At 33.9% G+C, this 26,447-nt stretch carries 27 protein-coding genes and 1 pseudogene; all 28 read left to right on the forward strand.

The features are described 5' to 3' along the window. Positions 1-34: 34 nt before the first annotated feature. The 28 genes and pseudogenes from T513_RS0102380 (at position 35) to T513_RS0102505 (ending at position 26,446) form a co-directional block, all read left to right on the forward strand. Entirely contained in the window at positions 35-490 is a 456-nt protein-coding gene (locus tag T513_RS0102380) for a hypothetical protein (protein WP_029072260.1), read from the forward strand. A gap of 330 nt (positions 491-820) precedes the next feature. Further along, positions 821-961 (forward strand): annotated as a pseudogene (locus tag T513_RS12605) (helix-turn-helix domain-containing protein); the annotation flags it as partial. 215 nt (positions 962-1,176) lie between these two features. Continuing rightward, complete coding sequence (locus T513_RS12385; protein ID WP_029072261.1) at positions 1,177-1,431, forward strand: hypothetical protein; 255 nt, start codon at positions 1,177-1,179, stop codon at positions 1,429-1,431. A gap of 75 nt (positions 1,432-1,506) precedes the next feature. Continuing rightward, positions 1,507-1,737, forward strand: a complete 231-nt coding sequence (locus T513_RS12390) for a hypothetical protein (protein WP_202961734.1) — start codon at positions 1,507-1,509, stop codon at positions 1,735-1,737. 410 nt (positions 1,738-2,147) lie between these two features. After that, a complete protein-coding gene (locus T513_RS11665) occupies positions 2,148-3,764 on the forward strand; it encodes an HNH endonuclease (protein ID WP_051654359.1) in 1,617 nt (538 codons plus the stop codon). Between the two features lie 177 nt (positions 3,765-3,941). Then, complete coding sequence (locus T513_RS12470; protein ID WP_029071041.1) at positions 3,942-4,883, forward strand: MBL fold metallo-hydrolase; 942 nt, start codon at positions 3,942-3,944, stop codon at positions 4,881-4,883. 53 nt (positions 4,884-4,936) lie between these two features. Next, positions 4,937-5,191: an alcohol dehydrogenase catalytic domain-containing protein gene (locus tag T513_RS0102400; RefSeq protein WP_031588757.1), complete on the forward strand. Its 255-nt coding sequence runs from the start codon at positions 4,937-4,939 to the stop codon at positions 5,189-5,191. Between the two features lie 418 nt (positions 5,192-5,609). Continuing rightward, complete coding sequence (locus T513_RS0102405) at positions 5,610-6,731, forward strand: HNH endonuclease domain-containing protein (protein ID WP_031588758.1); 1,122 nt, start codon at positions 5,610-5,612, stop codon at positions 6,729-6,731. Then, positions 6,721-7,329 carry a class I SAM-dependent methyltransferase gene (locus T513_RS0102410; RefSeq protein WP_031588759.1) on the forward strand — a complete coding sequence of 203 codons (609 nt, stop codon included), beginning with the start codon at positions 6,721-6,723 and terminating at the stop codon, positions 7,327-7,329. Before T513_RS0102405 ends, T513_RS0102410 begins: the two co-directional genes overlap by 11 nt. 86 nt (positions 7,330-7,415) lie before the next feature. Continuing rightward, the gene (locus tag T513_RS0102415) at positions 7,416-7,733 is read left to right on the forward strand and encodes a nucleotide pyrophosphohydrolase (protein ID WP_201783574.1); all 318 of its coding nucleotides are present in this window, start codon (positions 7,416-7,418) and stop codon (positions 7,731-7,733) included. Next, positions 7,730-8,092: a hypothetical protein gene (locus T513_RS0102420; protein WP_031588762.1), complete on the forward strand. Its 363-nt coding sequence runs from the start codon at positions 7,730-7,732 to the stop codon at positions 8,090-8,092. The genes T513_RS0102415 and T513_RS0102420 overlap by 4 nt, the downstream gene beginning before the upstream one ends. A gap of 309 nt (positions 8,093-8,401) precedes the next feature. After that, the gene (locus T513_RS0102425) at positions 8,402-9,451 is read left to right on the forward strand and encodes a Fic family protein (protein ID WP_031588763.1); all 1,050 of its coding nucleotides are present in this window, start codon (positions 8,402-8,404) and stop codon (positions 9,449-9,451) included. A 3-nt stretch (positions 9,452-9,454) separates the two neighbouring features. After that, entirely contained in the window at positions 9,455-10,957 is a 1,503-nt protein-coding gene (locus T513_RS0102430; protein ID WP_031588764.1) for a type I restriction-modification system subunit M, read from the forward strand. Positions 10,958-11,003: 46 nt separating this feature from the next. Beyond that, positions 11,004-12,125: a restriction endonuclease subunit S gene (locus T513_RS0102435; protein WP_051654360.1), complete on the forward strand. Its 1,122-nt coding sequence runs from the start codon at positions 11,004-11,006 to the stop codon at positions 12,123-12,125. Continuing rightward, complete coding sequence (locus T513_RS0102440) at positions 12,125-12,553, forward strand: ubiquitin family protein (RefSeq protein WP_031588766.1); 429 nt, start codon at positions 12,125-12,127, stop codon at positions 12,551-12,553. The genes T513_RS0102435 and T513_RS0102440 overlap by 1 nt, the downstream gene beginning before the upstream one ends. 45 nt (positions 12,554-12,598) lie before the next feature. Next, positions 12,599-13,567, forward strand: coding sequence for a site-specific tyrosine recombinase/integron integrase (xerA, locus tag T513_RS0102445; RefSeq protein ID WP_031588768.1), 969 nt, complete (start codon positions 12,599-12,601; stop codon positions 13,565-13,567). Between the two features lie 13 nt (positions 13,568-13,580). Next, positions 13,581-14,144, forward strand: coding sequence for a DUF1643 domain-containing protein (locus tag T513_RS0102450; RefSeq protein ID WP_031588770.1), 564 nt, complete (start codon positions 13,581-13,583; stop codon positions 14,142-14,144). A gap of 42 nt (positions 14,145-14,186) precedes the next feature. Continuing rightward, positions 14,187-15,257 carry a restriction endonuclease subunit S gene (locus T513_RS0102455; protein WP_031588771.1) on the forward strand — a complete coding sequence of 357 codons (1,071 nt, stop codon included), beginning with the start codon at positions 14,187-14,189 and terminating at the stop codon, positions 15,255-15,257. 11 nt (positions 15,258-15,268) lie between these two features. Beyond that, the gene (locus tag T513_RS12130; RefSeq protein WP_155266055.1) at positions 15,269-15,424 is read left to right on the forward strand and encodes a hypothetical protein; all 156 of its coding nucleotides are present in this window, start codon (positions 15,269-15,271) and stop codon (positions 15,422-15,424) included. Between the two features lie 329 nt (positions 15,425-15,753). Then, positions 15,754-19,116 (forward strand): DEAD/DEAH box helicase family protein, encoded by a 3,363-nt coding sequence (locus tag T513_RS0102465; protein ID WP_031588772.1) that lies wholly within the window; start codon positions 15,754-15,756, stop codon positions 19,114-19,116. 1,285 nt (positions 19,117-20,401) lie between these two features. Then, complete coding sequence (locus tag T513_RS12135; protein WP_155266056.1) at positions 20,402-20,611, forward strand: hypothetical protein; 210 nt, start codon at positions 20,402-20,404, stop codon at positions 20,609-20,611. A 138-nt stretch (positions 20,612-20,749) separates the two neighbouring features. After that, a complete protein-coding gene (locus T513_RS0102475; protein WP_031588773.1) occupies positions 20,750-21,739 on the forward strand; it encodes an IS30 family transposase in 990 nt (329 codons plus the stop codon). Positions 21,740-21,935: 196 nt separating this feature from the next. Beyond that, entirely contained in the window at positions 21,936-22,199 is a 264-nt protein-coding gene (locus T513_RS0102480) for a hypothetical protein (protein WP_031588774.1), read from the forward strand. A gap of 281 nt (positions 22,200-22,480) precedes the next feature. Continuing rightward, positions 22,481-23,353 (forward strand): hypothetical protein, encoded by an 873-nt coding sequence (locus T513_RS0102485; protein WP_031588775.1) that lies wholly within the window; start codon positions 22,481-22,483, stop codon positions 23,351-23,353. Positions 23,354-23,487: 134 nt separating this feature from the next. Beyond that, positions 23,488-24,489, forward strand: a complete 1,002-nt coding sequence (locus T513_RS0102490) for a DNA-processing protein DprA (RefSeq protein WP_029072280.1) — start codon at positions 23,488-23,490, stop codon at positions 24,487-24,489. Beyond that, entirely contained in the window at positions 24,482-25,096 is a 615-nt protein-coding gene (locus T513_RS0102495; protein ID WP_031588776.1) for a rhomboid family intramembrane serine protease, read from the forward strand. The genes T513_RS0102490 and T513_RS0102495 overlap by 8 nt, the downstream gene beginning before the upstream one ends. Before the next feature lie 10 nt (positions 25,097-25,106). Beyond that, positions 25,107-26,000, forward strand: coding sequence for a UTP--glucose-1-phosphate uridylyltransferase GalU (gene galU, locus T513_RS0102500; protein WP_031588777.1), 894 nt, complete (start codon positions 25,107-25,109; stop codon positions 25,998-26,000). Next, positions 26,000-26,446 carry a hypothetical protein gene (locus T513_RS0102505; protein WP_029070359.1) on the forward strand — a complete coding sequence of 149 codons (447 nt, stop codon included), beginning with the start codon at positions 26,000-26,002 and terminating at the stop codon, positions 26,444-26,446. The genes galU and T513_RS0102505 overlap by 1 nt, the downstream gene beginning before the upstream one ends. The last annotated feature ends 1 nt before the right edge of the window (position 26,447 follow it).

The following is a 26,447-nucleotide window of genomic DNA, read 5'->3' on the forward strand; positions in this document are numbered from 1 at the left end:
TTCTTCAATAGTTCTATAAACCGAGGTGATTATAATGAGAAAAATGAGTAAGAAAGTAACTGCAGTCTTATTGTCTATGATGATGGTATTTACATTAACAATAAGTAATGCAAGTGCAAAAACAGTTTCTGGGTATTATTTGATTTCTGCTGTTTCAACTACATACTTCAAGAAAAAAGGACGTACATTAACTGTTAAGACAAAGAAAGCTAATCCTATCTCATATGTTAAAACAAATGATTATGGTAAAGCAAAAAAGACAGTTCGTAATAAAAAGTTTAAATTAAGTAAGACATGTAAGTATTATCTTTCAAGTATTGGTAGTGGTAATAAGTTATATGATTTTAAAAGTATGAAGAAGAAAACTTCATACTCTGCAATTAAAAAACATATTAAGGATGTCCATAGTCTAAAAGATGGAAGCAACTTTGGTGTTGTATTTGTAGTGAAGAAAGGAACTGTCACAAAAGTTGTGATGGTTTCTGCATAACAATCTTTGTATTATTATTTTAGTGGTCATTCAATTAACATTAATCTTTGTAGCATATAAAACGGAGCTTTTTATAGCTCCGTTTTATATATTGTGATTGTAGAGGGAAGATTTTTCGAAAAAATGTAATTGACTCATAAAGAAGGATTTTTTTAAGTGGTCACTGATAATAGTGCTTGCTTAGTACAGTAATACAAATGATGAATCAAAGTAGATAAAGAATTTAAAGAAAAAGTATTAAATAATCTAGATGTAAAAGATGAATATGATATTATTCAGGAAATGATTAATGTACGTATAAAGCAACATATCACTTAAAAAGAATTAGCTGATAGAATAGAGATTACTCAAGCTGATATTAGCTGTATTGAGAATGGAACACGAAATCCAAGTTTAGCAATGGTTAAAAGAATAGCTAAGGGGGTTGGGATGCAAGTGAAGCATGAGTTTATTCATGATTCAATGAATTAATAGATAAGGAGCTTATTTAAGCTATTTTTTTTGTACTGCAACAAGTAATCTTTGATATAAAAAACCATTATTAATATATGTAGAGGAAAAGAATATATTCATAGTGTTGAGATTCACTTCATTAAACTAGGGGGAGCTGATTAATTAAAAAAGAGAAGGATGATGTCTATAAAGTCTCAATCGCACCTGATCATAGTTTATTTGATTTTATTTTTGTGAGTGTCGCAAGTGGGAAGCTTGCGAGTGCGATTGAGACTATCAAGAAGAAAGATATTAAAGGAACAATTGTACTGTTCTGTAATTTTTGGGATGAAAGAAGAGAAGTGGAAGCACTGCTTGGTGATTATGAATATATAACAGCTTTCCCTACAGCTGGAGGGCATATGGAGAGCCAGATACTTAATTGTGTATTGTTTGATCATATTATGCTTGAAGGCAAAGAAAAAGCGCATATCTCAAATTATGACTAGTTAATTTCATTACTCAATTCAGCTCACATTAAACAAGAAATACCACACGACATGTTTGAATGGATTTGGATTCATATGGCAATTAATGCCGGAGTGACATCGACTGCTGGCCGAAAAGGAGATATTAGTCACCCTAATGAGCTCGCAGAAGAGCTTATGTCAGATGCGAAAGCACTGACACTCGCCGTAAAAACAATTAGAGAGACACTGAAATGTGTAGAAGCAAGAGATTCAAATAGAGAAAAGAAGTATTCAAGAGTATTTATAGATGAGTATATAAATAAAGTAGAGGAATACTGGAAATAACAGAATCCAAGTTGGATTCTGTTTTAATATAATTCCAATCAAAGAAATATTTTGATTAATGATGTGTCACTGATTAGTTAAGTAATATGAATCTTCTAAAGGCAAAAGAATATTACGTTAAGTATGATGAAATCATTGCGGCGAAGTAGCAAGTTGTACTTAAAAGCGAGTGTAGAGAAGTTTAAATGAAATCAATAGCATCAATAAAAAAACGTAAATCGTTTTTTGTTTAAAATTGTATTTGAATCATGAGCGACTGAAGAGTATAATTCTGCCTAGATTTATTTATAAGAATGGAAGGGTTCTTTACTAATATTGAAAGCAAAAAGTATATAGAATGGCATTTCTCATTTCAATGCTTTTTAAGTTTTGTTGGGGCTATTAGTATAAGGAATAGAGGGGAAGTTAAAATGACAACGATTATTATTATAGTTCTTGCTGCTTATATAGTAATTGCAGTATTTAGAACTAGATTGTTACATGAAGTATTAAATAGTTTACACTTGGAAAACATCAATAAGATATTAACAAAATGCGATGATAAAGTGGTAGTGAAGAGTCGCCAGGCTTTATCGAATTATTCTGATTTAAAGTATTTTAAAGATAATGATTGTTTTGAACAAGTAAAAAGTATATCAGATGAAAAATTATTTATACAAAATAAGTTGATGTCCTTTTTACAAGATAATGATTTTAAAACAAGAAAGTTGTACAAATATGTAGAAAAAAGATTGAATAAATATATAAAATTGGCTGATGGATATTGTGTACAGGTTACATATATTACTTCGGCAGGAAACAATAAAGGTCAGAGAACAATTTTTATTCCAAACTCAAGAATAAAAGAAATATATAATCATCCTGAATATTTGATGACAAAAGGTGAATTCAATAAGTTTAAGAAGCAAAAAGACAAGGAAAAATTAGAGAATAAAAAACATAGTTTTTATGATAAAGTTAATTCAATAATTGATTTTGCAAATAATTCAAAAGATGAATTGATTGTAAAATCTAAAGCAAGAATGCTTGATGATTTGGTTCAGCGATTATTCGATAGAACTATTAATAATATTCAAAAAATAAAAAAACTTGATAGTGATGAGTGGAATATGTTTAATAATTTTATTGCTGATATTGATTCACAGGTAAGAAAAATTGTTGAAGATGATAAGCGTATTAGTGATTATTATGCATCTGAAGATTTTGTAAAAATTAAAGAAACGTGCAATTTGTTGACTCAATCAAGAAAAGAATTTAATGAATACATTGATGAAAAAGCTCAGTCTATATCTCAGTTGTTTGGAACAAGAGTGGTTAGAAATGAGACTAAAAATGAAGATACTTATAATTATGTAAGAGCGTATAAAAAAAGCATTACGCCTTTTACAGCCGAGGTATCTTCAAGTGTTTTTAGCAGTGCAGAAAACAATCCAATGGGATACATTATAAAATACTTTTATCCAAACAAAAGTCAGTATAAAGAACAAATATATAAATTGAAGCTTCTTATTGAAGAACTTGAAACTTTAAAAGAAGCGAAAGTGATCATTGATAATTATAAGAAAGATTATGATCAGTATATTCAAGATGTACCTAAGTTTATTATCGAAAATGATGAAGATGGTTTTTATTCTAGATTGGGATTAACAATTGTTGATGAAGCAATCTTGAATGTTGAATATAAGTTTACATATACTAGTAATGGAGGTATGGCTCAGCGTTCATTTACTGTTCCAATGAATGAAGAAAATATAATTGAGTTAATTCATGGTCTTGAAAGTAAGTTAACTAAAGCAGCTTTAGCAAAAGAACAAAGAGCAATGATGACAACTAAACTTAGAAACCACATAAAAGAACGTGATAACTATACGTGCTGTAATTGTGGTAATTCAACACATAAAGAACCGAATCTTTTGCTGGAAATAGATCATATAATTCCTGTTTCAAAAGGTGGATTAACTCAGGAAAATAATTTACAAACACTTTGTTGGAAGTGTAATAGAAGTAAAGGCTCAAAACTTATTTAAGACAGTATTATATGTTATATGAATAGAAATGTGAAAAAGAATCCATATCGGATTCTTTTTTTGTTTATGTTGTAAATAATGACTTTCAACATAGTAATACAGTATAATTTAAATATAAATGAGTATAGGAATAATTCTTCTTTTGGATATTGTGAAACATTATTATGGAGGTATGACATGGAAATTAAAGCAGTAAAATTTAGAAAAGATGGATTCTATACACAGCCTATGGTAATGGGTGGAGAAGAAGGTATGGAACAGTATGATAAGAATGTGAGATATAGAGGAAGTCTACAAAATTATCTTATCGATACTGGTGATGAAGTTATTCTAGTAGATACAGGAATACCATCAGGAACTCCTGAAGAAGTTCCTGATGAGAATAGTCTTCTCTATACAGGAAAAGATATCTGTAGTTATTTAGAAGCATTTGATGCACTTGGATATAAGAGGGAACAGGTGACTAAGATTCTATTAACTCATAAACATGCGGATCATTCTGGAGAGATTAGTTCTTTCCCTAATGCTAAGGTGTATGTTAATGAAGAAGAAATGAGCGCTGATGAATTAAAAGGTAAAGATAATCTAGTACCAGTTAAGTTTACAGATGGAGCATACTATAATTTCCCTGAAAGTCAGAAGATACAGGATGGTATTTATTTCATTAAAGCGAAAGGACATACTAATGGGAATAGTATTGTCATTGTAGAAAATGATGGATTGTTCTATATGATACATGGAGATATTACTTATGTAGATGAAGCTCTATATGAAAATAAGTTATCTATTGTATTTGAAGATTTAGCAGCTGCTCGTGAGACTATGGATAGAGTAAGAGAGTTTGTAAAGGATCATCCTACAGTTTATTGTGGTACCCATACACCTCAGGGATATGAGAATCTTGAAGCTAAGAGAGTGATTGATTTAGATCATCCTGTAGAGACAGTACTTGCGGATGTTGATTTTTCTTCAAAGAAAGGTACTGGTAAGTATGTATGTTCAGTTTGTGGTTATGTGTATGATCCTAGTGAACATGATGGTGTAGCTTTTGAGGATTTACCTGATTATTGGACTTGTCCTAGATGTAAGCAGCCTAAGGAGAAGTTTAATAAGGCATAATAGTTGATGATTAATGAATATAAAAGATGTTTTTAGAAGAGTTGTTATAAGGAGTGATATATCTGAAAGCAGCAATCTTGAATGGATATGATAAAAAAGGATGTGATCTTGTAGTAAAGGATATACCAATTCCTGATATTAATGATCAGGAAGTACTTGTAAAAATCCATACTGCAGGAGTAAATCCACTTGATAATATGATTATCCGCGGTGATGTGAAAATGATTGTCCCATATAAGTTTCCACTAGTCATGGGTAATGAGTTTGTGGGAGTTATAGATAAAGTTGGGGCATCTGTCGTGTACTAGATGAATCAACAACTGACAGTTGGGGCATAGCAGTAAATGAATGGGACATTGTAGATTGTGAGGAAGACGATCATTGTGCATCTTTATAAAGGATTATCGCTCAAATTCTTCTTCAATCTCTAACAAGTTTGCTAATTTTATTAGTTATCGTTCTTATAAAGGATTAATCTTTATTTGATTATCAAGAAAAAGAATTATCTAGTAGTATCAAATATGTTTAAAAAATAACTCAACATGGAATGATTACGATTAGGATAAGGATACACTAAGGGAATATCGATTGTTTGAGATGTAAACTTAAAGAGATTTCATTATTTAAAATAGAATATTAATCAATAAATGACATTCAAGAAGATTGAATGTCATTTTTGCGTGGAATATAATATTAATGTGTTTAAAGTTAATTGGAGGGAATAATATGCAATTACCATATTCAGAAGAACTCAATATTGGTCAATTGAGTAGACTCTTTGACAATACTACAAATTGTTATAAATTCTTTTGGTTTCAAGCAATAATAAGAAAACTAGATGGTAAGCATAGGAGCTTCTCATTTGATGAACTTATTAACGAAATGATCGCTGATGCGTGGTATATGGTAACTGAGTATCATTTACGATTAGGACCATTAGGAATAACAGATAACTTAGAAGAAGTAGTAAAGTATATTTATGATCAATATGATTTTCGCTCTTCTGAAAAAAGAGTGAAGATCATAGAATTTCTTCAAAGTACTAAAGATAAAAAAATAATAAAGTATAAAAAAGATTTAACACTTAACGTACCATATCGATTACAGGTTCCTTTTTATGATGAAATAAAGATAGATAGAAAAGTATGGTATGGATCTAAGAAGACATTAACTGATGAAATTAATCGTCAACGAAGACTGATGTATTATTTTGTTTATGTTTCGGGGTTATCTACAATAATTGAAGTAGATGAAACATGGGCAGAATATCTATATAAGAATAAAGAAATTCTTAAAGGATGGACACAGTTGAAACTCATCCATTATCTTCAAAATAAAAATCCAAGTGTACCTGGAATTGCAGATAAGATAGAACCACCAGTAGAAAGAAATATTGAACGAGTAAGAAAGTATTGGAAGTTAATAATAAAGAAAGATCCAACCATAAAAGATATTTATGGAGATATTGTACTTAATGATGTCGATATATCTATTGATCATTTTATTCCATGGCAGTATGTAGCACATGATGAATTATGGAATCTTCATCCTACTACTAAATCAATTAATAGTAGTAAAAGTAATTCATTACCTTCATGGAAGAAGTATTTTGAATCACTTGGAGAACTTGAATATCGTGCTTATGTCATGCGTGATCAATATGAAGATATTGCTCGTGAGTTTAATAAGATTGCTCCTTATCATTTGAATAATCAGGATATACGTAATCTTTTATATGTTAAAGGATTAAATAAAAATGATTTCATAGAACGATTAGAACACGTCATAAGACCAGTATATGAATCAGCACAAACATTAGGATTTAAAGAGTGGGTATATGAAAGATAAAACAAGTTACACGTTAGATTATTATAATCAGCAAGCAGAAGAGTTTGCTAACAGTACTGTTGATGTAGATTTCTCTAATATACAAAATCAGTTTATTAAAATGTTGCCAAAAGGAAGTACTATACTTGATTTAGGATGTGGATCAGGTCGAGACAGTAAAGCATTCAAGAATGCAGGCTACAAAGTTATAGCTGTAGATGGATCAGAAGAACTTTGTAAAATTGCAAGTAAGCATATAGGACAAGAAGTTATCTGTAGTACTTTTCAGGATTTAGAATTATCTGAGGAGATAGATGGAATATGGGCATGTGCTTCATTACTTCATCTTGAAAAGGAAGAGATTATTTATACAATCAATAAACTTTCTAAGAATTTAAAACCTGGTGGCATATTATATGCTTCATTTAAGTATGGGGATTTTACTGGTGAGAGAAATGGAAGATTCTTTACAGATATGACTGAAGAGAGTTTTTCTATTATGATGAATGACATCAAAGATTTAAAAGTCATTAAACAAATGACTTCAGATGATGTAAGAGAAGATAAGACTATCAAGTGGTTGAATGTATTTCTTAAAAAAGAGAATGTTCTCTTGTAAATGATTTATAGAAGTAATTTATATATATTACTTTCATTAATCTACAATAACGAGATATAATAAAGATGCTTATATGAGGTGACATGATGGAAGAACTACAACAATTAGTAAATAAATTCGTAAGTGATAGAGACTGGGATCAATTTCATGCACCAGTACATTTAGCAAAGAGTATTGTAATTGAAAGTGCTGAATTATTGGAATGTTTTCAATGGGATAATGATCACTTTGATTACCAACATGTAAAAGAAGAATTAGCTGATGTGATGATTTATTGTTTACAAATGTGTGATAAGCTCAATGTTAAAGCAGATGATATTATCAAGATGAAAATGAAGATGAACGAAGAAAAGTATCCAGTAGAAAAAGCAAAAGGAAAAAGCGATAAGTATAATGAACTATGATTATTTATAAAGAGACTAAGAGACAATTTATTGAAGATGTTTTTAATGATGAAATAGAAGGTAATATTGATCATCTTGTATTAGAAAAGATGCATAGACATACTGGAAAAGCAGAGTTTAATTCATGGATGAATTCAATGCAGTACATGTATAAAGTACTAAATACATCAGATATTCCTGACGATAGTGATGTTGCGATTGAATATAGAATTCCTAATACAAATAGACGTGTTGATTTCATTGTTGCAGGGGAAGATGAAACAGGTAAACAAGCCAAAGAGCTGATTTCATGTAACTTTTCATATTTTATAAAAAAACGGCGTACGAATGGCGTGATTTCAGTAGATTTAGTCGATTGACTACAAAGTGATTATTATAGTAACCTCCAAAACTGAGTCTTGGTGCAAACGCACTTATTCATAAGTGCTTGAACAATACAAAATAAACCCTCCCGGAAATGTCAAAAGCAGTAGAAATGAGCTGAACTTTGACATTGCTGAGGAGGGTTTGTTATTTACTCATTATAATACTTAATTTAGTCATAGTGCGCCAAAATGACTGAATTAAATTCATTGACATCAAATTAAAAAGAGAGTAAGATTAAAAAGAACTTAATTAAGTCGTGAGAGATGAAAATGACTAAATTAAAATGATTATGAGGTAATTGGATGAGAGATTATAATTACAAGGAAAAATGGCAGAAACTGCTAACGCCAGAGATCGTCCAGAAACTTACGCTTATCAACGAATTTAAGGGTGAGCAGCGCTTGTTTATTGAAGCACATAAGGATGAATTGAACGGGTTAATAGAGATTGCCAAGATTCAAAGTACAGAGGCTTCAAACAGAATAGAGGGAATCTTTACTGCGGATGACAGACTTAAAAATCTTGTACAGGAAAAGACAACGCCTAGAAATAGGGATGAGTCTGAAATTGCAGGATATCGAGATGTATTAAATACAATTCATGAAAGCTATGAGTATATTCCGATTAACGCGAATTACTTTCTTCAGTTACATCGTGATTTGTATAAGTTTATTGGTAATGTTGACGGCGGTGTTTTTAAGAATGGTGACAACATAATTCGAGAACGTGATGAGCAGGGAAATGAAAAAATAAGATTCAAACCGGTTCCAGCGTGGGAAACTCCTGAATCTTTGGATGCGCTCTGCTTAGCATATAAAGATGCGAAGAATGAGGCGGATCCGCTTATTTTGATGAGTATGTTTATTTTGGATTTTTTGTGTATCCATCCGTTTGATGATGGAAACGGAAGAATGAGTAGACTTCTGACGTTGCTTCTTTTGTATCAGTCAGGGTTCATCGTTGGAAAGTATGTCAGTATCGAAAAAATCATCGAGGAGTCAAAGGAAACCTATTACGAGGTGCTTCAAGATAGTTCGGTTAGTTGGCACGAGAACGAAAATGATTATAAGCCATTTGTAAATTATATGCTTGGCGTAATAGTAAATGCATATAAGGAATTTGAATCGAGAGTAAAATTGGTGACGAATCCTAATTTATCTAAAGCAGATCGAATCCGAGAGATTATAAAAAATCATATTGGAACTATTACAAAAGCAGAACTTATTAAGATGAATCCGGATATCAGTGATACTACGATTCAGAGAACATTGGCTGAACTTTTGAAAAATGATGAGATTAAGAAAATTGGCGGTGGCCGTTATACGAAATACACATGGAATGTGGAGGATTAATTAATGATTACAGGTGAATTGAAAAACAAAATTGATGGACTTTGGGATGTGTTTGCTGCAGGTGGATTGGTAAATCCTTTGGAAGTAATCGAGCAGATTACATATCTTATGTTTATCAGAGATTTGGATGATGTAGATAATAAACGTGAAAAAGAGAGCGCAATGCTTGGTCTTCCTTATACAAGTATTTTTGCAGAAGAAGTGAAAATCGGTGATCGTTCTATCGACGGAAAACAGTTGAAGTGGTCTGTATTTCATGATTTCCCTGCAGGAAGAATGTATACGGTAATGCAGGAGTGGGTGTTTCCATTCATTAAGAATCTTCACAGCGATAAGAACAGTGCATATTCTAAATATATGGATGATGCAATCTTTAAGTTGCCAACTCCGTTATTGTTATCTAAGGTTGTGGATTCATTGGATGAAATCTATGAAATTATGAATAGCATACAGTCTTCTGATGTACGTGGGGATGTGTATGAGTATCTTTTAAATAAGATTGCGTCTGCAGGAAGAAATGGTCAGTTTAGAACACCGAGACACATCATTCGTATGATGGTAGAAATGGTAGATCCGAAGTCTGACGATGTAATCTGTGATCCAGCTTGTGGTACCTCTGGATTCTTGGTATCTGCAGCGGAGTATTTGAAGGAGACAAAGAAAGAAGAAATCTTCTTTGATAAGGATAAAAAAGAGCATTACATGAATTCTATGTTCAATGGATTTGATATGGATAGGACTATGCTTCGTATCGGTGCCATGAACATGATGACTCATGGGATTGATAATCCGTTTATTGAATATCGTGACAGCTTGTCTGATCAGAATGCAGACCATGATAAGTATTCCCTTATTCTTGCAAATCCACCTTTTAAGGGTAGTTTGGATGCAAATGCAGTATCCGCTGACTTGCTTAAAGTTTGTAAAACAAAAAAGACGGAATTATTATTCCTTGCACTTTTCCTTCGTATGTTAAAGGTTGGTGGAAGATGTGCATGTATCGTTCCGGATGGAGTTCTTTTTGGCTCATCTAAGGCTCATAAGGGTATTAGAAAACAGATTGTAGAAGAGAATAGGTTAGAAGCAGTTATTTCAATGCCTTCCGGTGTGTTTAAGCCATATGCCGGAGTGTCTACAGCGATTCTTATTTTTACAAAGACTAATCATGGTGGAACCGATAATGTGTGGTTTTATGACATGACTGCTGATGGATATAGCTTGGATGATAAACGTACACCGGTAAATGAAAGTGATATTCCGGATATTATCGAACGCTTCAAGAATCTTGATAAAGAAGCAGATAGAAAACGTACAGATAAATCATTTATGGTTCCGAAGCAGGATATTGTAGATAAGGACTATAATCTTTCTATAAATCAATATAAGGAAATTGAATACGAAAAAGTTGAGTATCCACCTACATCTGAAATCATGTCTAATATCCGTGAGATTGAAGCGGAGATTGGTAAAGAGATGGATGAGTTGGAGAGATTATTAAATTTGTAGAAAGGAAAACAAGTCTTAAACAAATTGAGATTTGTAGGGATGATAGATGGAGAAAATAATATTAGAAGATTGCTGTGAAATATTGGATTCCATGAGAGTTCCAATTACTTCATCAGATAGAGAAGAAGGACCATATCCATATTATGGAGCAAATGGGATTCAGGACCACGTGGCTGATTATATATTTGATGATGAGTTAGTTCTTCTTGCGGAGGATGGAGGTAACTTTGGATCCAAAAAAAGACCCATTGCTTATCGCGTTTCTGGGAAATGCTGGGTTAATAATCACGCTCATGTATTAAAGCCAAAGGAAGGACTAGATGTTGATTATTTATGCTATTCATTGATGTTCTATAACGTTGGCGGGATGGTCAATGGAGCTACAAGGAAAAAACTCACTCAGGCAGCAATGAGACAGATGTTGATTCCGAAAAGAACTTTAGAGGAGCAGAAACGTATAGTTGATTTGCTTGCAAAGGTGATTGCCGTTAAAGAAAAAAGACAGCAGGAATTGGAAGAGTTGGACAACCTCATCAAAGCCCGATTTGTCGAGCTCTTTGGTGATGAAAGTAATTCTAAAAACTGGGATGTTATAAATATTGAAGAAGTAGCGGATGTTCAGGTCGGAGTTGTTATAAAACCAGCACAGTATTATACGGATGAAGCTAATGGAATAAAAGCTTTTCGTTCCTTAAATATAGGCGAAGGATACGTAAAAGATTCTGATTGGGTATATTTTTCAGAGGAGGGACATCGTAGGAACTCAAAGTCTAAACTTAAGGAGAATGACATTCTTATTGTTAGATCTGGAGCTCCAGGCACTGCCTGCGTGGTAAGTAAAGAGTATGAGGGATGCAATGCAATTGATATTATAATTGCCCATCCAGACTGTGATAGAGTGAATCCGCATTATCTATGTACTTACACAAATATGCCTCATGGAAGGAAACAGATCGATGAAGGAACAGGTGGGGCAGCGCAGCAACATTTTAATGTTGGAAAGTATAACAAGATGAAATTGATGCTTCCGCCAATGAATAAGCAGAATGAGTTTGTAGATTTTTTAAAACAAGTCGACAAATCAAAAGTTGTAGTGCAGAAGGCATTGGATGAAGCACAATTGTTATTTGATAGTTTGATGCAGGAATATTTTGGGGAGGGGAAATAATGGATAAAAAAGCCTTAAGTGACGCGATATCTCAAATTGGGAAATTAGATTTGAGTAAGATTTATGATTCTTGTAATAATTTTGCAAAGTTAGATATGCCTAAAATTGATATTCCACAATATGAAATGCCGGAAATTACTGCAATTGATCCTGAAGATACAATAGTAGGCGACATAAAGAGAAAAATAGAAGAGCAGAATAATTTGGTATCTCAACAGATGTCAATACTATTGGAGCAAAATCAGTTGCTAGCGGATAATTATGACAAATTAAAGAATATGTATGATCAGCAGGTCAAGCTTAATAGTGAATCGAAAGAGGAATTAGAAAAAAGTAAATGGTATAACCGCTGGATGATGGTTATAGCTATTGTTGCGATGATTGCTGCAATAGCTGGACCGATTGTCACGTTGGTTGTAAGTAAATAATAAATGGTCGCAGGGATGCTGGTATTTATGAAAGGAGATACCAGTATGGAGGAAAAGGTTGTATCAATTCTAAACGAGATGGCAGAGTATTTGTCTGTGGCTCAAATGAAAAAGCTTCAGGAAGTTATGCTTAAAAATTTTAGCGAAAAAGTTGTTGAGAAAAAACAAATTTCAAATGAAGAATACTTGGCGATGTTTATTGCTGCCAAGAGCATTGAAGGATGTTCAAAAAGGACGTTGCTCTATTATAAATCAACAATAGAAACAATGCTTAAAGAAGTCACGATTTCAATTCGAAAGATAACGACTGAGGATTTGCGTCAATATCTTGCGGATTATCAAAAACGCAATAATTGTAGCAAAGTAACAGTGGATAATATCCGTAGGAATATATCAAGTTTCTTCTCTTGGCTGGAAGAAGAAAACTATATTTTGAAAAGCCCCATGCGAAGGATACATAAGATTAAGACTAATCAACAGGTGAAAGAAGTTATTTCGGATGAGGATATTGAAAAGCTTCGAGATCATTGTAACTGCAAGCGAGATTTAGCAATGATTGATTTGCTATATTCTACTGGAATCCGTGTTGGCGAACTTGTGAATCTGAATATTTCAGATGTGGATTTTGAAGCACGTGAGTGTGTTGTTTTTGGAAAAGGCGGAAAAGAGCGTCGGGTATATTTTGATGCAAAGGCAAAATTGCATTTGAAGTCTTATATAGAAAGCAGAAAAGATGATAATCCGGCGTTGTTTGTAACATTAGATTCGCCGAATGACAGATTGAAAATCAGTGGAGTAGAAATAAGGATACGCCAATTGGGACGAAGCCTTAATCTGACTAAGATTCATCCGCATAAGTTCCGCAGGACGATGGCTACTAGAGCTATTGACAAGGGGATGCCTATAGAGCAAGTGCAGAAGATTTTGGGGCATTCTCAGATAGATACGACTATGCAGTATGCGATGGTGAATCAAAGTAATGTTAAGGCATCGCATAAAAAATTTATTTCATAGAACGAGGAAATACATGAACAAAATAACGAAACATGTCTTGAAATATCCTAAGGGGGAAGAACCTGATTTTATTTTGCCTCAGAAATATGGCAGATATAGATACGCATTAGGAAAAAAAGGAACGAATCCATTAGTAGCTATTTGTATGAATCTAGTAGCTATTTGTATGAATCCATCTGCGGCAAAAGAAGATTCAAGTGATATGACTATTAATAGAGTTATAAGTGCAAGTGAGAAACTTAATCATGATGGCTGGATTGTATTTAATCTCTATCCGGAAAGAGCTACTGATGCTAAGAATTTAGAAGAGTTTAATGAAGCTATCAGTAAGGAAAATATTGATATAATTAGGAGGTTTCTTATAGAACATAAGATAAAGGAAGTCTGGGGAGCTTGGGGGAATGCTAAGGGTATAGAGACGTTGAGACTAGCAAAGAAAGATATATTTAATATGCTTTCGGAGATAAGTGTCCGAGTATTTTATTTTGGCACGTTGAGTAAAGAAGGAAATCCAAGACATCCTTTGCAAAGAAATGAAAAGGTTGTCTTTGCGGATAATTGTAAAAAATATTTATAAGTATTGTTATTCTTCACAAATTGAGATTTGTAGGGATGATAGATGGAGAAAGTTAAACTTGGAGATATTGCTGTATTAATAAATGGTGATCGAGGTAAGAATTATCCTTCTCAGGCGGATATAACGGAAGAAGGGGATGTACCTTTTGTAAATGCAGGGCATTTAACGGGGCGTACGATTGATTTTGGGGACATGAATTATATCTCTAAAGAAAAGTATGAAAAACTGAACTCTGGTAAATTTGAAAAGGGCGATATACTCTATTGTTTGAGAGGTTCACTGGGGAAGAAAGCTATTGTAAATGATGATGTTGTAGGTGCAATTGCATCATCATTGGTTATCATTAGACCTGACTATGAAAAGATTGATGGAGAGTATCTGATGTTTTCCCTGGATTCACCATCAATAAAGGAGCAACTTGTAAAAGCTAATAATGGAAGCTCACAGCCTAACTTGTCAGCTGCTAGTGTGAGAGAGTATCAGATTGAATTGCCGGACATTAGTCTTCAGAAGGAAGTTGTAGAGAAACTAACCAGAGTAAGAAATGTTATGGATGAAAGACAAAAGGAATTAAATCTGTTAAACGAACTCATCAAAGCCCGATTTGTCGAGATGTTTGGAGATCCAATAGCAAATACAAAAGGACTTGAGGTAAGAAGTCTGAAAGACGTGATGGTATTAAAAGCAGGTGATTTCACTGCAGCTTCGGATATATCAGAAGAGCCTAATGAAGTAAACATGTATCCTTGCTATGGTGGCAATGGTATTCGCGGATACGTGGCTGAGTATAATCAGGAAGGTAATTATTCATTAATTGGTAGGCAAGGGGCACTAAGTGGTAATGTTCAGTATGCTACTGGTAAGTTTAAGAATACAGAGCATGCTTTGTTGGTTACACCAACAATTAAAATGAACAGTATATGGTTAAATCAATTATTGATTAACCTTGACCTGAAGAGATATCAAACAGGAGCAGCGCAACCTGGATTATCAGTAAAGAATTTACAGGAAATACAGATTATTATTGTTCCAATTGATGAACAGAATAAGTATGCAGAGTTTGTTCGACAAGTCGACAAATCAAAAGTTGTAGAGTTAAACGCAGTTGCATAAATGGAGATTATATGGGATTAGTAGAAAAGGCTCCCAAGAAGATAGTTTGGCGGGCGATTAAATACTATAAACAGAATAAGGTTTCGGATGTAAAGGAAACAGAACCTGATTGTTATATGGGAGAAGTTTCCGGAAGTGGGAAGTCAAAGTATAAGGTATTTATTTGATACCAAGTCTCTGAAGAAAACTATGTGTATTTGTCCATTTGTAAAAGAAAATGATATAATATGTAAGCAGATGTTTTCGGTATATTTTAAGATGAACTTGGAATATATAGATGACTTTCTTGTAGATGAAAAACGTTGTTTAGAAGATAAGGTTTATCGTTATCAAAGAGACAAGTAAAGTTGAAAGTGTTTACCAGAAAAAAGTCGAAACAAGAACTTATAGGTGAATTAGTAGAGTGTAGATTTGTTGATTTAAAACCACATGTTGTTGGATTTTAAGTTGCTATACCAGATAGTGCTATTTCGTCAAAAAAGTAGGGGGCGGTTATATGATTACAAATTTTGATTATTTAAAGGAAGAACCAAAATTTAAGAGTTTTGCAGACGTTGCGATTTCTGCAGAACGTATTATTTTGATGGATCCAGAGGCAAGTATCATTAATAGCCGACGTGCTATGGAGTTTGCTTTGAAGTGGATGTATTCCGTAGATAAAGAGTTGGAGATGCCATACCAGGATAATCTTCAGAGTCTTATGAATGCGGAAGAGTATCGTCAGATTATCGGTCCGGATTTGTGGAAGAGAATGGATTTTATCCGTAGGTGCGGTAACAACGTGGCTCATAGAGGAAAGAAGCTTGGTCGAGATGAGGCTATGCTTTGTCTTGAAAATCTTTTTATCTATTTGGATTATATTGCTTACTGTTATTCTGACTTGTATGAGGAAAGAAGTTTTAATCCAAATCTTGTACAGGAGAGAATCCAAAAGAGTAAAGAGTTTCGTGAGCAGGCAGAAGCTACAAAAGTAGAGCTGAAGAAGGAAATTGAAAACTCTGCTCAGAAGGAATTGGATTTACAAAAGCTTCGCGAAGAAAATGAGTCTTTAAAAGAAGCTTTGTCTTCTCGACGTGTAGAGAAACAGCAGACGTATGTTTCGAAGCCTCTTGATCTTTCTGAGTATAAGACCCGAAAGATATATATTGATTCCATGCTGATTGATGCGGGCTGGACGGAAGGAAAAGATTGGATTAACGAAGTAAAACTCCCGGGAATGCCAAATAAGTCCGAGGTCGGAGTTGCAGATTATGTTCTCTACGACGATGCACATAAACCTCTCGCAGTTGTAGAAGCAAAGAGAACATGTGTAGATGTTGCAAAGGGACGCCAGCAGGCAAAGCTTTATGCGGATATACTCGAAAAAAAATATGGCAGAAGACCTGCAGTATTTTTAACAAACGGATTTGAAACAAGAATTGTAGTTAATCAGTATCCGGAACGAAGAGTAGCTGAGATTTATTCAAAGCGTGATTTGGAAAAGCTTTTTAACCTTCAGTCTATGAAGAAAAGCCTAAATCACGTAAATGTAGATAAAGAAATTGCAGGAAGATATTATCAGGAAGCTGCAGTGAGAGCTGTTTGCGAAAGTTTCGATAAGAAAAATAGACGCAAAGCACTGCTTGTTATGGCTACAGGATCTGGTAAGACTAGAACGGTGATTGCACTTTGTAAAGTTTTAGTAGACGCAGGATGGGTGAAGAATATTCTTTTCCTTGCAGATCGAAATTCTCTGGTTACACAGGCAAAGAGAAGTTTTGTGAATTTTCTTCCTAATTTGTCATGCACAAATCTTTGTGAGGAAAAAGATAATTATAATGCTCGTTGCGTATTTTCAACTTATCAGACTATGATGGGATGTATTGACACAGTAAAAGATAAAGATGGAAAACTTTTCACCAGTGGACATTTCGACCTCGTGATTTGCGACGAGGCCCATAGATCCATTTATAACAAGTACAAGGATATCTTTAACTATTTTGATGCTCCGCTTGTGGGCCTTACAGCGACACCAAAGGATGAGATTGATAAGAATACGTATTCTATTTTTGAATTGGATAATGGAGTTCCGACTTATGGATATGAATTGGCGCAGGCAGTAAAGGACGGCTATCTGGTTGATTATATGTCTGTTGAGACCAAGCTTAAGTTTATCGAGCAGGGAATCAGTTATGCTGAGCTTTCTGAGGAAGAAAAAGAAGAGTATGAGAATACTTTTGAAGATGAGAACGGGGAACTTCCAGAAAGAATCAATTCATCTGCGCTGAATACTTGGCTTTTTAACGAAGATACTATCCGTCAGGTGTTGCATATTGTTATGCGTGATAGTTTGAAGGTGGACTACGGCGAGAAAATCGGTAAGACGATTATTTTTGCGAAGAATCATGCACATGCTGAGAAGATATTGGATGTGTTCAATAAGGAGTATCCTAATCTTGCGAAAGGTTCCAATGGTCAAGCATTTGCCAAGGTTATTGATAATTATATGACCTATGCACAGAGTGCAATTGATGAGTTCTCTGATGCGAAAAAATTGCCTCAGATAGCGATTTCCGTAGATATGTTAGATACCGGTATTGATGTTCCGGAAGTTTTGAATCTTGTATTTTTTAAGAAGGTTATGAGTAAAGCAAAGTTCTGGCAGATGATTGGTCGTGGTACTAGACTTTGCCCGGGGCTTATGGACGGTGATGATAAGTCTAAGTTTTATATTTTTGATTTTTGTGGGAACTTTGAATTCTTCCGAATGGGAGAAGGTCGTCCGACTGCAAATATGATTGCACTTCAGGGAGCTGTATTCAACTTGGAGTTCCAAATTGCGTATAAGTTACAGGATATCAATTATCAAGTAGAACGATTGATAGCTTATCGAAATCGATTGGTTGAGATGATGACCGGAAAGGTAAAAGAGCTTAATCGTGAAAACTTTGCGGTACGTCAGCATATTAAGTATGTAGATTTATATTCATTTGAATCAAATTATCAGACGCTTTCCTACGAAGATACATTATTGGTCCGTGAGGAACTAGCACCGCTTATTTTGCCGGATAGTGATGAGGCAACAGCGGTTCGTTTTGATGCATTGATGTATGGTATGGAATTGGCTCAGCTTGCAGGACGCAAATATGGTCGATTAAGAGCGGATCTTATGAATAAGGTAAGTGGTATTGCCTCTGTTGCAAATATTCCGCAGATTCAGGCTCAGAAGGACCTTATCGACAAGATTCTTAATACGGATTATGTGGAGCGTGCCGGAATAGATGACTTTGAGCATATCAGAGAGAACCTCAGAAATTTGATGAAATATGTGCCAAAGAAAAAGCTTCGTTACGATACGGATTTTACAGATGATATTTTGGATTCGTCTTGGAATGAGTCTGAGCTTGAAAGCGATGATTTGGCAAACTACAGAGCAAAAGCTGAGCATTATATCCGCCAGCATCAGGATAATATTGTTATTGCTAAGTTAAAAACGAATCAGCCTTTGACACACCTAGATGTGGAATCATTAGAGCAGATTCTTTGGTCTGAAGTTGGACCTAAAGAGGATTATGAGAAGGAGTACGGTCAAAAGCCGTTGGGAGAGCTTGTTCGAAGTATTGTCGGAATGGATATGAATGCTGCAAAAGAGGCTTTTTCAGAGTTCCTAAATGATGCAAATCTCGATAGTCGACAGATTTATTTTGTAAATCAAATTATAGAGTACATAGTCCATAACGGTATGATGAAAGACTTTTCTGTGCTTCAGGAATCTCCGTTTACGGATCAGGGAAGCATGGTTGACATCTTTACGGATATATCTGTATGGGCGTCGATAAGGAACGTTATAGAGAGAATTAACATAAATGCGGTAGCGTAAGAAATATAGAAGTGGTTGGTTTGTATTATGAAGGGTGCAAAGGCAAAGCCGATTTCATATAAGCAGGGATCTGATAAATGATTCATTATTTCAGGGGGGATTAGATAATATTGAGACTGAAAATAGAGAACTGCAAACGACTATAAGATGATCGGGTTTCAATTATCAAGAAGGTTTGTAAGAGTCTTTTTTCGGTAGTATCGTATCTGTTCATATTGATTGGAAATACAATGATTGGGATTCTTATGTAAGCGATTCTCCCTCAAAATTGCGCTACTCTTGATTGCAATAGAAGTTATGAGACTAAGTCGTCTTCTATTTTTGTACATTTGACGAATGTAGGTACTTCCAATGAAATTGATTGGATTCAGATGTCAAAATTTCATGCAAAATGGGAAAAATATGACGTATTTGTTCTATTGTGAAGAGAGTAGGTAAGTCATGCTAAGACTATGGAACTTTGACTGTAGCTGATAAATATCTTAATATAAAAGACCACTTTTCACATAACAGACAAATATAGGTTTTAAGGAGCTTCTTAAAGCAGAAAGTTGAGGATTGAATTATGAGCACTGTAAAACCTAGAAAAGATTCTTTAGTTGATTTCATCAAAAGATTTTCCAAGGAAGATAAATAGATCAATTTCTTTTTAAATCTGAAATGGCCTAATGGCTTTTCCTGTGATAAATGTGACTGTCATGACTATTACCTGGTCAAAAGAAAGAATGTCAAAAATGGATATCTGCTTATCTGTAGAAAATGTGGACATCAGCACTCACTTCTGGCCCATACTATTTTTCAGGATTCAAATCTACTGATTGGCTTATATGTTTTCTTTAGCTCCAATAATGGGGTAAACGGTAATCAATTAGCCAATTATATGGATGTCAATGTCAAGATAGCCCGAAAATTCAGCAAAAAATGTCGCATCTTAATGGCTGAAAGCAATATTACAAAATTCATTCTATGAATCGATATACTTGAAATAGGTGGACATCATACCGGAAAACGTAGGAAATGCTCTGAAAACAGGCATCCCACGCTTTTGGTATTGTCTACATCTGAAGATAATGAATATCCTCAGTATATCAAGCTTCATGCTTTGCCTGATTATAAAGGTGAACCTATTGAAAGCTATCTTAAAGAAAAATGCCTATTCAACGATCAATAGTTATTAATTGCGATGGTGATAGAGCTTTTTTTCACCTGGAAAAATTAACACAGTTAGAAAACAGTGTAGTAGATTATACAAATGAAAATCATAAATTAAGATGGCTAAATACATTTGCAGGAAAATCACCTTTATAGATCCGTAAAGAAAAGAGATCTGCCGCTATTCTTAGCTGAACAGGAATGGAGAACAAATCACCGTTATTCAGGGAAGAACATCATGAAAAAGGTGATGAAATACATCAGTATGTCATGGCCAATTACATTTAAGCAAATAACCAATTCAGTACGTGCTTATGAAAAGCAGTTTCTACTAACGAAGTGAGAAAGGTGGTCTTTTATTTATTTAATATATCCTTTTTTACACTTGAATTTACAATCTAAGTGCAACAAATAGAAAATGACACATAGGTCTCTGATATAATGGTGTTTGCAAAGACAATCATTTATCAGGAGGAACCGTATGTGCCATTACAAACATCTTACACTAATTGAGCGAGAAAAGATAATGTTTTTTCTGGCTCAGAACTATTCTGTTACAGAAATTGCTAGAGCTATTGGTCGAAATAAATCTACCATATCCAGAGAAATCAAACGAAATTCCAAGGAGGATTATTATCAGCCAGCTGTAGCTCATAATAGTTATTTAAAGAGACGTACAGCCTGTAAGCCTCATAAGAAACTTGAAGATCCAGATCTATATTTATTAGTAAAGGAAAAATTCCTTGATCACCAATGGTCTCCAGAAGAGATATCCGGCAGATTAAGATATGAATCCGGCAAATGTATTATTAGTTGCAATACTATTTATAGAGCCATCTATTCCGGAATGTTTGATGAACCAAACAAATCCCACGTAAACAGAGGCGCCATTAGAAAGCTTAGACATCGCGGCAAGTCTCGTCATACAAAAGATTATGAGGAGCGCCGCGGTAAAATACAAATATCCAATGATATTTCTCAAAGACCTGTCGGGTCGACAAATCGCTCTCAAAGAGGCCATTGGGAAGGAGACAGTGTTGTTGGGAAAAAGGGCAAAGCATGCCTGGTTACATTAGTTGATCGCAAAACAAGATTTCTAGTTGGCGGCAAAGCTTTCCGCAAAGCCGCTGCTGATGTCAATGTTGTTATAATACAATCACTTAAGGATCATCCTGTAAAATCAATAACTCCAGACAGAGGAAAGGAATTTGCAAATCACAAAGAGGTAATTGTGGCACTGGATTATGTGCAATTCTATTTTCCATTACCTCACCATCCATGGCAGCGAGGAACCAATGAAAACACAAATGGTTTATTAAGAGAGTACTTTCCTGAAGGTGTCGATATAACAGAGATATCAGAAGAATATATTCAAGCAATGTATGATGAATTAAATAAGCGTCCACGAAAATGTCTTGGATACAAAACACCATATGAGGCTTATTACTCAACATCGTTGCACTTAACTTGACAATTCAAGAATAAAACTTTTGATTTAAATATTTTACCATCTCAATTTCATTAAAGAGAAAATTATGAAGATGTGGAAGAGGTTTTTTACTTACTTCAAAGTACACCAATAAGAAGTAAGAAATCTTTTGATTCTTTAAGATCGGACGTAAGTGGAATAAGTAAAAAATGTGGACAATTTGTTAGGAAAGAATTTGATGTTAACATTTACAGGATCAATCAGTTATAATATTTTAGGGAATAATGTTACTTTATACACTGCAAATTGTTTATTTAATGCCAAAGTGGCTAGATTTGATGATCATGAAGGTTCTATTATATTAAATCCAATGGAAGATAAATCCATGTATATTGCATATACAACATATCAGGTAAATGAAGAGGCCGAAAAAGAACTTCAAAAAATAGAAGAAGAATTAAATGTGTATTATAACGCTATTAACAATAGATCAGTTGATTAAGAAAAGATATGAAGAAGAAAAGTAAATGCCAATTTATCTGACTAATTTTATATATAGAGAGCAAAATAAGAGCATGAACTTATTTTTCTCTCTTTTTTTTGGGGATTCTACATAATATTTGAATGCAGTATTATTTTTTTTAATAAAACATATTCGACACCATCTAAAAAAATGACATTTGTACAACTGATGAAATTATATTTGAAAATAGTTAAAGGGAGACATAAAATGTAATATAGAATTCTTGATAAGAAATAGATGTAAAAGTTAGGAGGGGAAATATGGCTAATCTAGTTAGTTTGGAAAAAATATCATTAAAAAATCATCCAGAAATAAAAGAAGATCTAATTCAAAAGTTTATTTTTGAACATCCTGAATCATTAGGACTGGGTGAACTTACACCTATACAAAGAGAACGTATCCAGCCTGCAGGAGGTAGATTGGATATATTGATGGGAACAGCTGATAATGATACAAGATATGAAATAGAAATACAGTTGGGAGCAACTGATCCAAGTCATATTATTAGAACAATAGAATATTGGGACACAGAAAAGAAAAGATATCCACAGTATGATCATTGTGCTGTTATTGTTGCAGAGGAAATAACAGGACGCTTCATGAATGTAATAAATCTATTTAATGGAGCAATTCCTCTTATTGCATTACAAGTATCAGCATATAAAGTTGGAAATGATGTTTCTCTTGCTTTTACTAGAGTAATAGATAGAATCACACTTGGAACAGATGAAGAAGATGAATACGAAGTTACTGATCGAAAGTATTGGGAAAATCGAAGTACTAAAAAAATAATGGGAGTAGTAGATAAGATTTTCACTGATCTTGAGAATTATACATCTGGTTATGAACTTAAATATAATAAATTTTATGTTGGTTTAGCAAAAGATGGAATTGCAAAAAACTTCATATCTTTTAAGCCAAAGAAATCATTTTTGTATATGTTTTTTAAAACAAATGAAAATCAGGAGTTATCTCAGAAACTTGAAGATGCAGAACTTGATGTAACATATGAAGGTAGATGGAAACAATATAGAGTAAAGCTTCAAGGATATGATGAATATAAAAAACATGAAGAACTTATTAGAAAGTGCGTAGAAGCAGCAATGGAATATTTTAATATTTCAGAGTATTAAAAGAAATGTTTTGCAAGTAAGCCTAAAGCTTACTTGCTTTTTAAATAAAAAAATAACGCTATTCCTACATATAATAAACAAACAAATGATTTTTATTGTTACCATTATGATATAATAAACATCAGGTGATACATATGAAGATATATTTAAATCTAAATAGTTTTTCTGCAATTCTATATTGCAGTACGCTTATTCCAACATCCATACCACCATTGACCTATGATGAATGGTATGAAGTAGAAAAGAAGATAGAAGAACATAATTTAAATGATGTCAGTCGTTTAATGGGGATGAACGAAATGACATTAACGAATGTAGTAGGACTAGATGCCTATCTTTCATTAAAGATTATTGCAAGAGCAACCTTGATGGCAGAAATGTTCTATGCGCTCTATCGATTAGAACAAGAAGGAATACAGGTGACAACCAAGTATGAAGATAACTATCCAAAAAGTCTATTAAAACTAAAGAAACGTATGCCTCCTGTATTATTCTATGCTGGAGATTTATCTTTAATTAAAGAAGATAATGTTTCCATAGTAGGTCCACAGACTTCAAGCAAGAAACTAAAGAGAATGGTCAAGATGGCTGTTTCAAAGCTTGCTAGAGAAAGACGTACTCTTATAAGTGGAGATATCAAAGGCGTAGATCAGTATGCCTTAAAACAGATGCTTTCTAGTGGAGGCAATGTAGTAGGGGTATTATCTGATCATCTTATTGATAAAATAAAAGAGTATAAACGATATATATCTAAAGGAAAGCTCTGTCTTATTAGTGCCATTGATCCTTATGCCTTCTTTGATGTCACTAATGCTTTAGATCGTAATATTTATGTATGTGGTCTTTCATCTTGTCAGATCATTGCGGCTGTTCTTATTAATAGTGGTGCTGTATGGTTTACAGCCATACAGAACTTGCATTATAATTGGACAAGACAGCTGGTCATGGAAGTTCCTGAATATAATGGAAATCTTCGTCTTGAAGAGATGGGGGCTATTCCTATTAGCCGCGATGATCTTCAATCACCATTATCTATTGATGAAATCATAGAAAAAAACAATGTCTATGGAGAAGATGAACAGCCACAGATAGATCAGATGTCAATTTTTGAATTTATTGGAGAAAAGAATGGATAAAAATTTTAAACATTACCCTATAACTTATGGTATGATTCTATTATGTATGGCGGTCTATATTGTCACAACATTATTGTATGGTCCAGAAATGGATGCCACTCAAGCATTGAACATGGGTGCTTTTAATGGTATCGCTGTAGATATGTACGGTGAGTATTGGCGATTGTTGACGGCTAACTTTCTACATTTTGGATTGGTTCACATTTTTGTAAACTGTTATTCACTCTATAATGTAGGACTCATTTCTGAAGAAATCTTTGGAAAAAGAGATTATGCGATCATCTGTCTTGCAAGTGCTATTTCTACAAACTTGATTCCATTGCTTATGTATATGTACAATGGCTTTGAAGCTTCTGTTGTATCAGCAGGAATCAGTGGTGTCATCTTTGGAATCATCGGTTCATTATTGGCACTTGTGTATGTCAGAAGAGATTTAACAGATATCTTTAAGCCACTATTTATCAATGTAGCTTTTATGATACTAATATCTGTCATTGTACCAAACATATCATTAAGCGGGCACATGTCAGGGCTTGCTGGAGGATTCTTTAGTGCATTGCTCATATTGAAATATCGAATGAAAAAGAAGAATCAGTTATTGAATTAAGGAGATTAAAATGAGACAAACGAAAGTAAGAAAAGCAGTTATACCTGCAGCCGGTTTAGGAACAAGATTTTTACCTGCCACTAAGGCATTGCCAAAGGAAATGCTGCCAATTGTAGATATTCCTACAATTCAGTATATTATCCAGGAAGCAGTAGATAGCGGCATTGAAGAAATTCTTGTTATCACTAATAGCAACAAGCATGCTATGGAAAACCATTTCGACGTTAACTATGAACTAGAAGAACGTCTAAAAGCATCAGGAAAAACTGAACAGGTCAAGATGGTTAGAGATATTGCCAATATGGCCAATATCTATTACATTCGTCAGAAGGAACCTAAAGGTTTAGGTCACGCAATCATGTGTGCAAATGACTTCATCGGAGATGAACCATTTGCGGTATTGCTTGGTGATGACGTTGTCATCAATAAGGAAGGGCAGCCTGCTTTAAAGCAGCTTATTGATGCTTATCAGGAAACTAAGTCTTCAGTAGTAGGGGTACAGACTGTACCAAAGGAAACTGTTAACAAGTATGGTATTATTGCACCATCACGTTCACATCCTGCTAAGGGACGTTTAGTTAAGTTATCAGACATGGTAGAAAAACCAAAAATAGATAAGGCACCAAGTCAGATGGCTATCTTAGGTCGTTATGTATTAACACCAGAAATCTTTGATTTCCTTGAAACACAGGGTAAAGGTGCTGGAGGAGAAATTCAGCTTACTGATGCAATCAAGAGATTGATGGATCGTCAGGCTGTTTATGCTTATGATTTTGAAGGTAACAGATATGATGTAGGGGATAAATTTGGATTCATCCAGGCGACAATAGATTTCGCTCTTGATCGTCCAGAATTACATGATGCTGTTGCAAAATATATTAAAGAAAAGGCTGAAAAGTTATAATGAGTCTAAAAGAAAAAGTTCGAGAGTATCAAAAGAGAAGGGAAGCTAAAAAGTATTTTCGTTCACAAAATCAGTATGTCATTCATGGTAAAGATCTGCCTAAGTATATTGCTGCTATTGTTGTAGCATCAATTGTCATTGGGGGAATTGCGGCTTATATTGAAAGAGCACTTCCAATTGTACCAATGGTACTTTACCTTATAATCGGTATTGCAATCGCTGAAATTCTGTATCGTGTATCTGGCATGAAATCCAAGGAAATGGGTATCCTTGCAGTTATAGCCTGTATTCTTTGTTATATTGTAAAAGGCATTGTCACATTGCTTCTAGCTGGAGTGATGATCACTCTTTCAAATGTGTTATCAGTGCTATTTAACAATAGTCTTATAGGATACTTGTTCATGTTTGCAGGATGCTACTTTGCCTATATGAGATCTGTTGATTAGG

It is taken from the genome of Kandleria vitulina DSM 20405 (genome assembly GCF_000702065.1).
Taxonomy (GTDB): domain Bacteria; phylum Bacillota_I; class Bacilli_A; order Erysipelotrichales; family Coprobacillaceae; genus Kandleria; species Kandleria vitulina.

Excerpts from the sequence above, each read along its gene's own strand:
- T513_RS0102380 (WP_029072260.1), top strand. The coding sequence starts at position 35 with ATGAGAAAAATGAGTAAGAAAGTAACTGCAGTCTTATTGTCTATGATG.
- T513_RS12390 (WP_202961734.1), top strand. The coding sequence starts at position 1,507 with ATGGCAATTAATGCCGGAGTGACATCGACTGCTGGCCGAAAAGGAGAT.
- T513_RS11665 (WP_051654359.1), top strand. The coding sequence starts at position 2,148 with ATGACAACGATTATTATTATAGTTCTTGCTGCTTATATAGTAATTGCA.
- T513_RS12470 (WP_029071041.1), top strand. The coding sequence starts at position 3,942 with ATGGAAATTAAAGCAGTAAAATTTAGAAAAGATGGATTCTATACACAG.
- T513_RS0102405 (WP_031588758.1), top strand. The coding sequence starts at position 5,610 with ATGCAATTACCATATTCAGAAGAACTCAATATTGGTCAATTGAGTAGA.
- T513_RS0102410 (WP_031588759.1), top strand. The coding sequence starts at position 6,721 with ATGAAAGATAAAACAAGTTACACGTTAGATTATTATAATCAGCAAGCA.
- T513_RS0102415 (WP_201783574.1), top strand. The coding sequence starts at position 7,416 with ATGGAAGAACTACAACAATTAGTAAATAAATTCGTAAGTGATAGAGAC.
- T513_RS0102420 (WP_031588762.1), top strand. The coding sequence starts at position 7,730 with ATGATTATTTATAAAGAGACTAAGAGACAATTTATTGAAGATGTTTTT.
- T513_RS0102425 (WP_031588763.1), top strand. The coding sequence starts at position 8,402 with ATGAGAGATTATAATTACAAGGAAAAATGGCAGAAACTGCTAACGCCA.
- T513_RS0102430 (WP_031588764.1), top strand. The coding sequence starts at position 9,455 with ATGATTACAGGTGAATTGAAAAACAAAATTGATGGACTTTGGGATGTG.
- T513_RS0102435 (WP_051654360.1), top strand. The coding sequence starts at position 11,004 with ATGGAGAAAATAATATTAGAAGATTGCTGTGAAATATTGGATTCCATG.
- T513_RS0102440 (WP_031588766.1), top strand. The coding sequence starts at position 12,125 with ATGGATAAAAAAGCCTTAAGTGACGCGATATCTCAAATTGGGAAATTA.
- xerA (WP_031588768.1), top strand. The coding sequence starts at position 12,599 with ATGGAGGAAAAGGTTGTATCAATTCTAAACGAGATGGCAGAGTATTTG.
- T513_RS0102450 (WP_031588770.1), top strand. The coding sequence starts at position 13,581 with ATGAACAAAATAACGAAACATGTCTTGAAATATCCTAAGGGGGAAGAA.
- T513_RS0102455 (WP_031588771.1), top strand. The coding sequence starts at position 14,187 with ATGGAGAAAGTTAAACTTGGAGATATTGCTGTATTAATAAATGGTGAT.
- T513_RS12130 (WP_155266055.1), top strand. The coding sequence starts at position 15,269 with ATGGGATTAGTAGAAAAGGCTCCCAAGAAGATAGTTTGGCGGGCGATT.
- T513_RS0102465 (WP_031588772.1), top strand. The coding sequence starts at position 15,754 with ATGATTACAAATTTTGATTATTTAAAGGAAGAACCAAAATTTAAGAGT.
- T513_RS0102475 (WP_031588773.1), top strand. The coding sequence starts at position 20,750 with ATGTGCCATTACAAACATCTTACACTAATTGAGCGAGAAAAGATAATG.
- T513_RS0102480 (WP_031588774.1), top strand. The coding sequence starts at position 21,936 with ATGTTAACATTTACAGGATCAATCAGTTATAATATTTTAGGGAATAAT.
- T513_RS0102485 (WP_031588775.1), top strand. The coding sequence starts at position 22,481 with ATGGCTAATCTAGTTAGTTTGGAAAAAATATCATTAAAAAATCATCCA.
- T513_RS0102490 (WP_029072280.1), top strand. The coding sequence starts at position 23,488 with ATGAAGATATATTTAAATCTAAATAGTTTTTCTGCAATTCTATATTGC.
- T513_RS0102495 (WP_031588776.1), top strand. The coding sequence starts at position 24,482 with ATGGATAAAAATTTTAAACATTACCCTATAACTTATGGTATGATTCTA.
- galU (WP_031588777.1), top strand. The coding sequence starts at position 25,107 with ATGAGACAAACGAAAGTAAGAAAAGCAGTTATACCTGCAGCCGGTTTA.
- T513_RS0102505 (WP_029070359.1), top strand. The coding sequence starts at position 26,000 with ATGAGTCTAAAAGAAAAAGTTCGAGAGTATCAAAAGAGAAGGGAAGCT.